Consider the following 11,985-nt stretch of genomic DNA (forward strand, 5'->3'; position numbering starts at 1 on the left):
TTTTATCATGAATGTATTATTAAATCCGGTATTACTAAAATACTTAAAATCATTAATCAATTCTTCCAATAACTCCTTTTAGTCTGACTTGCCTTTAATCTGTTGGGGTTTTGCAAAACCTTCCCAGTCATATACCAGTGCTATGCTGTTGAGCAACTCTAATAAAATAGTACCATCCTCTGAATTGACAAACAAAACTACTCCCTTTCCATTGGTTAAGCCTGCAATGTAAAAGCCACTGAAACCCTGGTTACGGGCATCATGAAAAAAGTATTTTTCACCATTTCTGTCCTGTAAAAATGTTCCCATCGCTGCGCTTTCATCTCCATAAGGTGTCAAATGTAATCCGGCTATTTCCTGATTCAAAACCTTTGATGATAGCCCTTTGTAAGCCAGCTGCATTTCAATGATGTATTTACCGATATCCGTTGGTGTCGTCCACAATCCGGCAGCAGCTTTTTCCGGATACACAAAATACTTTCCCGGGACTTCAGCCCCGTTCCTTTCATAACCTGTTGCCAGATTTTTCTGTTGGTCGGCTGGAGGTGGCTGGTTGTAAAAACTATTAGACATGCCCAATGGCTTAAGGACATTTTTATACATAAACTGCTCATAAGGCTGTTGGGTAATATCGGTAAGTATTTGCTGGGAAATGAGAATACCTCCTCCGGAATAGCTGAATGCTGTGCCAGGTTCTGTCAGAGAACGTATCGGTGGTGTGTTTGCGGGATACTTACCGTCTAAAATCTCTGTAATTCCTGGAATGATACTATTCCTTTCATAACCGGGAAAACCATAAACCGATACGCCTGCAGTATGGCTTAGCAATTGTGCAGTTGTAATTTTTTTGTTGTTTGACAGTGTGTCATAAGGAAATGTCCATGAGGTTAAATACCGGTTGATGTCCTCATGGAGATTTAGTTTACCATGTTGCGCCAATTGTAAAACTCCAATTGCATTTAAGGACTTACTAATGGAGCCGGGTTCAAACAAAGTGTTGGTTGTTACTTTCCTGTTTTCCTTTTTGTCAGCATAGCCATATCCTTTTGCCCAAACAATCTGGTAGTTGTCAATAACAGCGATACTTAATCCGGTTACATTGTAATGCTTCATTCTTTCCTGAATATGGTAACCGTCCATGACGACACCTCCCGAAAGATTGTTTTCAACCCGGGTTATTTGTTCCTTTACAGTATTGGAGTATTGTTGTGCTATGGCTGTCGTCAGACCATGAAAAAGCAGAACAGTAAAACAGAGTTTTCTCATATTGAATTTTATTAGCTTTGTGTATGAATTAAAAAGGGATAATTTTTTAGAGAGGTACGTTGTAAATAGCGTGTGATATAACAAAGCTATCTGTAATCCTTTCTGTGCATGCGAAAAGAGTGTAAAAAGCTTGTAAAACATTGTAAATAATGTGTAAAATGTATTTACATTGTAGGTTTTAGGGTAATATTGTACTGTATGAAGCATTTTTACTATTTCTTATCGGTTGCCGTTTCATTGATGCTATTTGTAGCAGCGATGGCATTTATGAACACAAAAAAAGAGCTTCCCGATAAGCATCTGGAAGTTGTGCTTCGTAATATCGGTCATGAATTATTGCTTCATTCCAAAGATTCTACCTCAAGGGTATTACCTGTCAAAATGATAAATGAACGTACCTATCAGATTTCTTTTGAGAACGGTTTTGGCTTTACACCCGATACTTTGATGCGTCTTGTACATCAACAATTGACAAAAACGGATATGCCAAAGGATTATATAGTGAGTGTAAATGACTGCCATGGAAATAAAACCATCTTTGCCTTTGAAATAAATACATTCAATGGCGATTTGAAACCCTGCGGAGGAAGAGAACAGGAAACAGGGTGTTATCTTATCCAGATTGAATTTTTAGCTAATGATACATCTTTTAATTACGCCTGGCTTTTAACTGCATTTGTTCCCATAGCTTTTGCAGGTTTTTATCTGAATCGCCAACGAAATAAGCCGGAAACTGATAAACCTGAAGTAAAAGAAACTATAGATGAAGAGGCATCTGTATCCGTTAATGATAACATTATTTCGGAGGTTTTGGAATATAAAGAATTAGGAGCATTCCGATTTTATGATGTAAAAGGTATGCTTTGCCTTAATGATGCAACCATTGAACTTTCTGAAAAAGAGATTAAAGCTTTGAGCATATTTGCATCCAACCAAAATATGGTAGTGGAAAGAGACAGGTTGAGGCAGGAGATATGGGAAGCTGAAGGTGTTTTTGTCATTAATCGAAATGTGGACGTGTTGGTATCCAAGTTACGTAAAAAATTAAGTGGTGATCCGTCTGTTAAGATTGTAAATGTACACGGTAAAGGGTATAGGTTTATAATAGAATAAATTGAGGGATTGTAGGAGTATCTGTTAATATCAACAGCAAAGAGAGTTTAGATTTTAGGGATTCGTTTAATGAAAATAAAGACGAACTTTTGTAACAAATACAGCATGTCATACAGGCTATTAATCGTTGTGGTTATATTTTTTATCTTGAATTACATAAAATAATAAAGATACATTTACAACTATATTTATCAGGACTATTGAGTTAACCAGTAAATTTCCATCACGATTTTTAAAAATTGAAAATGCTAAAAACGCTAGAAATCCTAAACTAAATAAAACCAAAATACAAACCAGAAACTGCATGATAGTTTTATACGTATTCTCATTGTCTAAGCTATGAAAAATTGTAATTGCCGGTAAAGTCACGATACTAAATAACAGAAACCATAATCCTGAATTATCATCATCAATTCCAACAACCAAAAACTTTATAAGAAAAAATAAAGTAAATAAAACCAGAAGGGTTCTATAGGATATGGAAGCTATTTTATATGATTTAGTCATAGGGTATTTTGATATTTTGAGCATTATAACGTTTAGTACCCAAATCTCCTAAGCTCCACTAAATTTTACAATAAATGTTTAATCAGCATTCCTAGAGTTATAAACTACTTCTTATAGCTCGCTGCATCTAGTGCTTTTGGCGACCAGGATTGCAAGAATTCTAAAACCAATTTTTTGCTGTGTCCTTTACCTTCTTCCAAATAACCCGAGCTTTGGGTATGGATTCTTTTTCCATTTCCGTCAAGAATTACAAAAACCGGAAAACCAAATCGCTGCGGAAACTCCAATTGTTCCAAAACGTCTAAATTTTGATTTTCTTTGCTATAATTCAAATGAACTACTTCATAATTTTCTGCGATATAAGTTTTTAATTCTTCGTCCGTTGTGGTCAAATCGTTGAATAATTTGCACCAGCCGCACCAATTTCCACCTATTTGAATGAAAACGTGTCTGTTTTCTTGTTTTGCTTTTGAAGTTGCGATTGCAATGTCAGATTTTGCATCTGCTTCAGGATTGTATAAATTAAATTTTTCTTGAGCGTTTAAAGTTTGTAAACCCAATCCCAGAAAAAGAATAATAAACAAATGTTTCATGATTGTAAATATATTTTGACTCACAAATATCACAATAATTAATCCAAATTATAAATCTTAAAACTAAAATCTGAGAAACGCTTTTTATTTTATTTATATTTGCTCCTTTAAATAAACTCAGATAAAATTATTCATATAATAAGTTAGTTTAGAATTGGTAAAATTATTTTTGAAAGAATGGAATTCTGAAAAGAAAATCCTTCGTAAAGTGATCTGGTCATTGCGGGTTTAAATTGAAATTTGATGCTAAATCAATTTAAAATTTTAATTTAAATAAACTACAACAAAACAATGAATACAAGATATTTAGACTTAATAGAGCAATCCTTTTATTTTCCAACAGAAGAGTTCAAGCTTGTAGATGGAAATTTACAGTTTCACGGAATCGATTTGATGGCACTCATCGAAGAACACGGTACACCGTTGAAATTTACTTATCTGCCAAAGATTTCTGAAAACATCAACAAAGCTAAAGGCTGGTTTGAATCTGCAAGAAAAAAATTAGGTTACAAAGGAAAATACAATTATTGCTACTGTACCAAAAGTTCACATTTCCACCACGTTTTGGAAGAAGCATTGAAAAATGACATCCACATCGAAACTTCATCTGCCTATGACATCAATATCGTCGAGAATTTGTTGGAAGAAGGGCTTTTGACAAAAGACAAATATGTGATTTGCAACGGATTCAAACGTGCACAGTACATCGAAAACATCGCAAGATTGATTAATAACGGTCACAAAAAAGTGATGCCGATCATTGACAATTATGAAGAACTACCGCTTCTTCTGGAAGCAACTGACAAGAAATTTGAAATCGGAATCCGAATTGCTTCTGAGGAAGAACCAAAATTTGAGTTTTATACTTCTCGTTTGGGTATTGGCTACAAGGACATCGTTCCGTTTTACAATAATTATGTAAAAGATGAAAAAAATGTAAAGCTGAAAATGCTTCATTTCTTCATCAATACCGGAATGAAAGACAATTCTTATTATTGGAATGAATTGAACAAATGTTTACAGGTTTATGTGAAACTGAAAGAAGTATGTCCGGATTTGGACAGCTTGAACATCGGTGGAGGATTTCCTGTGAAAAATTCACCAAGTTTTGAGTTTGATTATGCTTATATGGTTGAAGAAATTTTAAACCAAATCAAAATTATCTGTGACGATTGGGAAGTTCCGGTTCCGAATATTTTTACGGAATTCGGTAGCTTTACGGTAGGAGAGAGCGGGGCGATGATTTATAAAGTCCTGCAGCAAAAAAAACAAAATGATCGTGAATCTTGGAACATGATTGATTCTTCCTTTATGACGACTTTACCTGACGCATGGGCGATTTCAAAGAGATTTGTCATGTTTGCAGTTAACCGCTGGCAAGACCGTTACGAACGTGTTTTGTTAGGAGGGTTGACTTGTGACAGCGATGATTATTATAACTCAGAACAGCATGTCAATGCGATTTATCTGCCGAAATTTAATCCGAATAAACCTTTGTATGTAGGATTTTTCAACACGGGTGCTTACCAAGATAATATCAGTGGATTTGGCGGAATTCATCACTGTCTGATTCCTCAGCCCAAATACCTTTTAATCGATGAAAATTACGATGTTGAAGTATTTTCAGAACAACAGACACACGAAGAAGTTTTGGACATTTTAGGTTACAATACGAGTCATACATCAAAAAAGACAAATAAAACAAGTAAAACAAAATCAAAATGAACAAAGGACCGATCAGCAAGTTTATAGAGCACAATTACAGACATTTCAATGCGGCCGCTTTGGTGGATGCAGCGAAAGGATATGAAACGCACATCAATGAAGGAGGGAAAATGTTGGTTTCGCTTGCCGGAGCAATGAGTACAGCTGAATTAGGCATTTCGTTGGCAGAGATGATTCGTCAGGGAAAAGTTGATATAATTTCTTGTACAGGTGCAAATTTGGAAGAAGATGTAATGAATTTGGTTGCACATTCTCATTACAAACGCGTTCCAAATTACCGTGATTTGACGCCTCAGGACGAATGGGATTTGTTAGAAAACCATTACAACCGTGTAACCGATACTTGTATTCCTGAGGAAGAAGCATTTCGTCGTTTGCAAAAACATTTGGAAGATGTTTGGAATAGTGCAGAGTCAAAAGGAGAAAGATATTTTCCACACGAATTCTTATACCAAGTTGTGAAATCCGGTGTGTTGGAACAATATTATGAAATAGACCCGAAAGATTCATGGATTGTTGCTGCGGCAGAGAAAAATATTCCGATTGTCGTTCCGGGATGGGAAGATTCGACAACCGGAAATATCTTTGCTTCGAATGTTATCAAAGGAAAACTAAAAGCTTCAACTGTAAAATCAGGAATTGAATATATGGTTTGGTTGACTGAATGGTACAGAGCCAATTCAGAAGGAAAAGGAGTAGGGTTTTTCCAAATTGGTGGCGGAATTGCAGGAGATTTCCCAATTTGTGTGGTGCCGATGATGTACCAGGATTTGGAATGGACAGATGTTCCTTTCTGGTCTTATTTCTGTCAAATTTCAGATTCGACGACTTCTTACGGATCTTATTCGGGAGCGGTTCCTAACGAGAAAATTACTTGGGGAAAATTAGATATCAACACTCCTAAATTTATCGTAGAATCAGATGCGACTATTGTTGCACCCTTGATTTTTGCATGGATTTTAGGGCAGTAAATTCATTAGAAAATAATATTTAAACTCTACTTTTCTTTTCATGATAAGTAGAGTTTCTTATTTCCTCCAATCCCAAGGAGGAATTGGATTGGATTCCTGCCAAAGTCCGACTTTATTTTTGCGGGCTTCATTTTCTAATTCTGCATAAGAATTATCCTTAGAATATTTTTTGAAATGCCAGGCCATACCAAGACTAATCATTTTTTTGTTAATATTTGTACCGTCTTCATTATAAAGCACACATATATAGCGTCCGTTGCGATCTTTATCGCCATTGAATTCTATTTCGATATTTTGACCAAAACATAATTCAGAAAGGGTTTGTTTTGCTTTCGTTCCGAAAGGCTGCTTTTTTTCAGGACAGTCGATGTGTTCCAAACGAATGGTCACGGGAAGTTCATGGTACAAGACTTCAATCGTGTCGCCGTCAATGATTCTGATGACTTTTGCGGTGAAATTATTTTCAGAATTATTTTTTGCCGAAGTAATTTCCGCATTAGATTCAGTAATTTGAACTTGAGGCGAACTGCAGCTCACAAATAGAAGTAAGGCAATGTAAATAAGGTTTATAACCATAGGTTTAAAGTTCATAACCGCATAAAGTTCGTCCTTTCTTTTGAGCAGATTCTATTTCTATTTCAAAAATTTCTGTGGAACAGCTTCTGAGCCCCTGACATTCGGAATCAAAATGATAACTTTTGCTGTAAGCGCCTTTACAGATGTAAACGATTTTTCCAGTAGAAAATGAGTCATTTAAATTTTTTGAACAAGAAAAAGCAAACAGATAAGCGCATAGAATTATTCCCATCCGCATAATGTCTTTCCTCTTTTTTTAGCATCTTCCAAACTTACTTTTATGATTTCGTGTTGACAGTTAGAAAGTCCACGGCATCCTTTACTGTAATGATATTTTTTTCCACCGGAACTGTCGCAGAGATAGACAGAGGTCTGGGGTGCGTCTTCAATTGGAGTTGAAAATGACATTAATGTCAGAAAGGATAGGAGGGCAAGGGTAGTGAGTGTTTTAGTTTTCATTTAGTTTGTTTTAGAAGTTAAAGTAATAATTATTTTAATTTTCCCCAAACCTAAAAACTACTCATTTCATTTCCATACGGCTTTCCGTAATGAGAATGATTTGTTAGAAATAAAAAAACCATCTGAAAATCAGATAGTTTTGGAAGATATATATGAATATCAGTTTTTAATGATTTGCTATCTCTTCTTTTTTATCAGGAAATATAATCGAAAGGATTACAGATAATAATAAAACGCCACCTACAATTCCCAATGAAACAGGAGATGAAAAATGGAACCAAGGCGCAATCAACATTTTTACACCAATAAATACCAAAATAATTGCTAACCCATAAGGTAATTTGCTAAACATATGGATGAAGTTAGACAGTAAAAAATACAATGAACGCAGTCCCAGAATAGCAAAAATGTTGGATGTATAAAGGATAAATGGATCTTTCGAAATCGCAAATATGGCAGGTATGGAATCGACTGCAAAAATCACATCTGTAAATTCAATTACTGCAACGACAACTAATAATGGGGTTGCTATTTTAACGCCATTTTTGACAGTAAAAAACTTATCACCATCATAACTATCACTGACCTTGTAGAATTTTTTAACCAATTTAGCTCCGGCAGAGTTACTGAAATCTTGTTCTTCGTCGTGGTCTCCGCCTCCCCAGGATTTGATTCCCGCATAGATTAAGAAAAATCCAAACACAGTAAGAACTACATTGATTTCAACAGGTTTTCCGAATATTTGAAATGCAGGTAAATAAGTAAGATTGATGATTTCCACACCCGCAAAGATAAATATAGCTCTGAAGATCAAAGTACCTAAAATCCCCCAAAACAGAACTTTATGGTGCAGTTCGCGCGGAACTTTAAAATAAGAAAATACTAAAATGAAAACAAAAAGATTATCGACTGATAATGCTTTTTCGATCCAATAAGCAGCTTGGAATTGTGTGAATTTTTCAATCGCCAGTTTGTGTCCGCCCGCATCTTGGTTAAAAACCCAATATACAACTCCGGAAAATATCATGGCAAGCGAAATCCATACTGCCGACCAAACGGTCGCTTCTTTGGAAGTCACTACGTGGCTTTTTTTGTTAAATACACCCAAGTCCAACAGCAACATTATCACTACCGTTACAACAAATCCCCAAACCAGACCGGGATGTAAATCTAAAATACTCGTTTCCATTTTATAAATTTATTTTGCTTTTTTGGCTGAATGCACTTGAACTTTTATAAATTTTAAAAAGCAAAAAATCAAGATTGCAAATTGAGAATTTAAAAAGTATAAATGAATCGCGTGCAAAATTAACAAAAACTGAAATAGAAAGAGGCATACTTCATTTAATACTGAGAAGAAGAGAAGGAATAAATAATTCAGGGTTTAAAATACTATTTTTCAATCTTTTAAAATATTTAATTTTTCTTGAAATAAAAAAACCACCTGAAAATCAAGTGGTTTTTAGAGGTATATATTGGTTAGGATAAACAATATATATACTAGCAGAGAATTTGTGTTGACAAACTTAAAAAATGTATAAATCAATTCCTTACGGTTTTCCGTAATCGAAGGAATTTTAAATTTTATTTAATATCCGTTATTTTTAAAGAGTTTTGAAATCAAATAAATTGATTATAAAAAATTAAACAAGTCCCAATTCTTTAAAAATCAAAACGAGCTCTATATTGGTTTTTGCACTGAAATCTTCTTTCAAATTTTTCAGACGTTTTTCTATTGTGCTTATGCTGTTGGGTTTTATGTCACGTTGCTGAAACAACTGGCTTATTTCGTCCTGCGTCATTCCTTCACATAATTGGCGTATGATCAGCAAGTCGATTTCTTCAACTTTTGAGATGTTTTTTTTGGAATGGATTTTTTCCCTGATTTCATCAGACATATAAGTTTCTCCTAAAATCAAACTTCGGAATGCCTTTGCCAGCTCCACATTGTCGCGGCGACTTTTCAAAACATAACCATCGATGAAATAATCATTAAAAAAAGATTGGATTTTTACAGGTTTATCTTCAATAGAGAATACAATAATTTTGCACGAAATATTGTCTTTTCGAACGGCGGTGATCAATTCTTCACCACCTTTAAGTTTTACTTCCCGATGATCTTGCTTAAACGAAAGATCGGTAATCAGCAAGTCAAATTGGTCATTATCTAATTCCGCTTTTTTGAGTTTCAGCCAGGCATCGTCACAATATCTTGTATGGACAATCTGTTGAGGATTAAATTCTTTTAAAGCCTTTTCAATTCCAGCACTTATACTTTCCACATCTTCGGCGATGATAACTTTTCTTATTTTAGGTAATTTGTTCATATTGGTATCGATATATTCACTTTCAAGCCCTTATTGGGTTCGCTTACAAAGCTAATCGTACCTTTTATCTTTTCAATACGGTTTTCCGTAATGCGGATGCCATTTTTTGTATTTGGTTGATTTTCAATAAATCCTATCCCATTGTCTGTATAGAAAAAGTTTAATTTATTTTCATTGAATTCAAATTTGAGCACAACCAAACTGGCTTTGCTGTGTTTTTTCATATTGGTCAACAATTCCTGAATTATTTTGTAAAATTGAATTTTGGGTTCAGATTTTACATTAACCCAAGGATTTTCTTCAAAACCAATCAAAACCACATTTCTCTTATCACTTTTATAATTTGAAAATAAACCCAGCAATTCATCCGGATATTTTTCCCCAGTTTCAATCGGGCTGTTTTCACGGGAAATGTTTCTGGACAAATTATAGATTTCATCTAGTTTTTCCATTACTAAATTGTGTTTTTCAGTGTTAAATGAATCATTATTTATTTCAATGAAAGACATCAAACCATACACATTGTTGGCAATATCATCATGAACTTTTCCTGCAATTTTATTTTCAGTCGCATGGATTTCATCATTGATTCTCTTTTGATTTTTAATTCTTTGAATACGTTGAAACGCTATAAATCCGCCACAAATCAAAACAATTCCCGAAGCAAAAAGCACACCGTATAATTTTCTGCGTTCGATTTCCAATTGCTGTTCTGCAGTTTCGGCTCTCAGGATTTCATTTTCCTCACGATTTTTTTCGGAATCATATCTGATTTTGGCAAATTTATCTTTTGACTGGTTTCGGGTTTTTACAAGACTGTCGTTCAAAGACGCGTATTGGATTGCATATTTTTTTGAATTTTGTGGAGATTCAAACGAAATCAATTTTTGCAAAGCTTCCAAACGGTCATCGGGACTTTTGAGCTCGGTCGCCAATCTGTACATTTCCCGCGAATAGAAAAGAGCAGAGGTTGGGTTTTTATCTGAAAAATATTCTGAAAGGTGTGCATTGCTTGCAATTTGACCCCATTTGTCATCATTTTCAATCCTGATTTCCAAGGCATTATTTAATTCATTTTCTAAATTTAATTTTGGGTTTTGTTTCCATTTTGAATAAGCCAAATTGTCAATGACTTTTGATTTTAAATCTGGATTATTTAAAACAATCGAGTCGTTTAAGAGATTGGAAAGAATCCTAATTGAGTTTGTGTAATCCTTTAAATAAAGATGTGAAACGGATAAATTATTTAGATAAAGTGATTTACTGTATTTGTCATCGGTGGATTCTATTGATTTTTTTAGCCAATAAATGGATTCATCATGGTTATCTAAATTAGAAGAAGAAATGGCTAAGCAATTAAAAATGGAAGATTTAAAAGGTTGATTTTCATAGTCTTTAATGAATTTCAACGCATTAATGGCTGTGATTTCGCTTCCGGAATAATCACCTTGATTGGATTGTATGATAGCCATATTTCCTAAAACTTTTGAAGTGTTAATGCTATCATTTATTTCTAAGAAATGATTTTTTGAAATGCTGTAATAAAGGTATGCGGAATCTTCATTCTTTTTTATCAAGTTCAAATAACCTAATATCGAATTTACTTTTCCTGAATAATAATGATTATAGGTATTCTTGGATAATATTTGAAGTTGTGTAGCTGAAATTTCTGCGGAATCCATATCATTATTATCTATCAATAATATAGTTTTTTGCAAATAATTTTTCATTTGCAGAGAGTCTTTATTATTATTTTTATTCAAGATCGAAGCAGAGGATTCTTTGTCTGAACAAGAATAAATAAAATACAAAAAAATAAATAAAAAGAGGCAGGAAATGTTGAGTTTCATACCTCTAAAATAAGACATTTGTCAATTAGTCCCAATAAAATTTAATTAGGGCTTTATTGGATTTTGTCCTTGCTCCCCTCCTGTAGGCGGTCTTACTGTGCCTGTAGAATCAGAGGGAATGCTGTCATTTTTATCGCCGCCTCTTTCGTAGTAGATATTATCTGTTTCGGCAGCCTTTGGTACGAAGTCAAATTCCTCATTGTCCAGACATGATGTTAATACAAAAAAAGATGCAATTATTCCCATCAATAAAATAGTTCTTTTCATTTTTGATAAATTTTAATTTGTTTAAAAAGCGCATGGAATAACCAAGCACGGGCTTAGACAGAGCCTTGCGTTAATGAAAAATGAAGCGCTTCATTTTTGTTTGGGAAGTGAGCAAGCAGATAATTTTCAATTACTTCCCGGTGATTGTAGTTATCTGACTTGTTTGGGTTTCAATCCATTTTGTACATTTGCTTTTAGCTAATTGCAAAGGCAAAAGTGAATCGTGAAGCAAAGAAACATCGGTAGCTGCCCAAGTTGTCGGACAAGTAGAAGACAAGTTGTAGACATTTCATGGACACGCTATAGTAAAGCGATTGCAGGCACTCATGTC

The 11,985-nt window shown here is 34.3% G+C and carries 13 protein-coding genes; 4 read left to right on the top strand and 9 right to left on the bottom strand.

The annotated features are described in order from the left end of the window. Nucleotides 1-78: 78 nt before the first annotated feature. Entirely contained in the window at nucleotides 79-1,266 is a 1,188-nt protein-coding gene (locus B8977_RS03450) for a serine hydrolase domain-containing protein (RefSeq protein WP_159447446.1), read from the bottom strand. Between the two features lie 198 nt (nucleotides 1,267-1,464). Between B8977_RS03450 and B8977_RS03455 the strand changes: the two genes are divergently transcribed. Beyond that, nucleotides 1,465-2,379, top strand: a complete 915-nt coding sequence (locus tag B8977_RS03455) for a helix-turn-helix domain-containing protein (protein ID WP_084016201.1) — start codon at nucleotides 1,465-1,467, stop codon at nucleotides 2,377-2,379. Nucleotides 2,380-2,990: 611 nt separating this feature from the next. Here B8977_RS03455 and B8977_RS03465 read toward each other — a convergent pair. Then, nucleotides 2,991-3,479 carry a thioredoxin family protein gene (locus tag B8977_RS03465; RefSeq protein ID WP_084016205.1) on the bottom strand — a complete coding sequence of 163 codons (489 nt, stop codon included), beginning with the start codon at nucleotides 3,477-3,479 and terminating at the stop codon, nucleotides 2,991-2,993. Nucleotides 3,480-3,770: 291 nt separating this feature from the next. Here B8977_RS03465 and B8977_RS03470 point away from each other — a divergent pair, with 291 nt between their 5' ends. Both B8977_RS03470 and B8977_RS03475 read left to right on the top strand, forming a co-directional pair. Then, the gene (locus B8977_RS03470; RefSeq protein ID WP_084016207.1) at nucleotides 3,771-5,204 is read left to right on the top strand and encodes a type III PLP-dependent enzyme domain-containing protein; all 1,434 of its coding nucleotides are present in this window, start codon (nucleotides 3,771-3,773) and stop codon (nucleotides 5,202-5,204) included. Further along, on the top strand, nucleotides 5,201-6,175 hold the full coding sequence (locus tag B8977_RS03475; RefSeq protein WP_084016209.1) for a deoxyhypusine synthase family protein: 975 nt from the start codon (nucleotides 5,201-5,203) through the stop codon (nucleotides 6,173-6,175). Before B8977_RS03470 ends, B8977_RS03475 begins: the two co-directional genes overlap by 4 nt. A gap of 57 nt (nucleotides 6,176-6,232) precedes the next feature. Here B8977_RS03475 and B8977_RS03480 read toward each other — a convergent pair whose 3' ends face one another. The 3 genes from B8977_RS03480 to B8977_RS03495 all read right to left on the bottom strand — a co-directional run bounded on the left by B8977_RS03480 (nucleotide 6,233) and on the right by B8977_RS03495 (nucleotide 8,399). After that, on the bottom strand, nucleotides 6,233-6,766 hold the full coding sequence (locus tag B8977_RS03480) for a thermonuclease family protein (RefSeq protein WP_084016211.1): 534 nt from the start codon (nucleotides 6,764-6,766) through the stop codon (nucleotides 6,233-6,235). A 207-nt stretch (nucleotides 6,767-6,973) separates the two neighbouring features. Further along, a complete protein-coding gene (locus tag B8977_RS03490; RefSeq protein ID WP_084016215.1) occupies nucleotides 6,974-7,159 on the bottom strand; it encodes a hypothetical protein in 186 nt (61 codons plus the stop codon). A gap of 217 nt (nucleotides 7,160-7,376) precedes the next feature. Further along, nucleotides 7,377-8,399: a TerC family protein gene (locus tag B8977_RS03495; RefSeq protein ID WP_084016217.1), complete on the bottom strand. Its 1,023-nt coding sequence runs from the start codon at nucleotides 8,397-8,399 to the stop codon at nucleotides 7,377-7,379. A 74-nt stretch (nucleotides 8,400-8,473) separates the two neighbouring features. Between B8977_RS03495 and B8977_RS03500 the strand changes: the two genes are divergently transcribed. Then, nucleotides 8,474-8,698: a hypothetical protein gene (locus B8977_RS03500; protein WP_084016219.1), complete on the top strand. Its 225-nt coding sequence runs from the start codon at nucleotides 8,474-8,476 to the stop codon at nucleotides 8,696-8,698. Nucleotides 8,699-8,853: 155 nt separating this feature from the next. On the opposite strand, the gene B8977_RS03505 is transcribed toward B8977_RS03500, so the two are convergent. The 4 genes from B8977_RS03505 to B8977_RS15070 form a co-directional block, all read right to left on the bottom strand. After that, on the bottom strand, nucleotides 8,854-9,537 hold the full coding sequence (locus B8977_RS03505) for a helix-turn-helix domain-containing protein (protein WP_084016221.1): 684 nt from the start codon (nucleotides 9,535-9,537) through the stop codon (nucleotides 8,854-8,856). After that, complete coding sequence (locus B8977_RS03510) at nucleotides 9,534-11,267, bottom strand: sensor histidine kinase (RefSeq protein ID WP_143736306.1); 1,734 nt, start codon at nucleotides 11,265-11,267, stop codon at nucleotides 9,534-9,536. The genes B8977_RS03505 and B8977_RS03510 overlap by 4 nt, the downstream gene beginning before the upstream one ends. 165 nt (nucleotides 11,268-11,432) lie before the next feature. Further along, a complete protein-coding gene (locus B8977_RS03515; RefSeq protein ID WP_084016225.1) occupies nucleotides 11,433-11,654 on the bottom strand; it encodes a hypothetical protein in 222 nt (73 codons plus the stop codon). Between the two features lie 130 nt (nucleotides 11,655-11,784). Continuing rightward, nucleotides 11,785-11,931 (bottom strand): hypothetical protein, encoded by a 147-nt coding sequence (locus tag B8977_RS15070; protein ID WP_159447447.1) that lies wholly within the window; start codon nucleotides 11,929-11,931, stop codon nucleotides 11,785-11,787. Nucleotides 11,932-11,985 lie beyond the last annotated feature (54 nt).

Source organism: Moheibacter sediminis (assembly GCF_900176425.1).
GTDB classification, from domain to species: Bacteria; Bacteroidota; Bacteroidia; order Flavobacteriales; family Weeksellaceae; genus Moheibacter; species Moheibacter sediminis.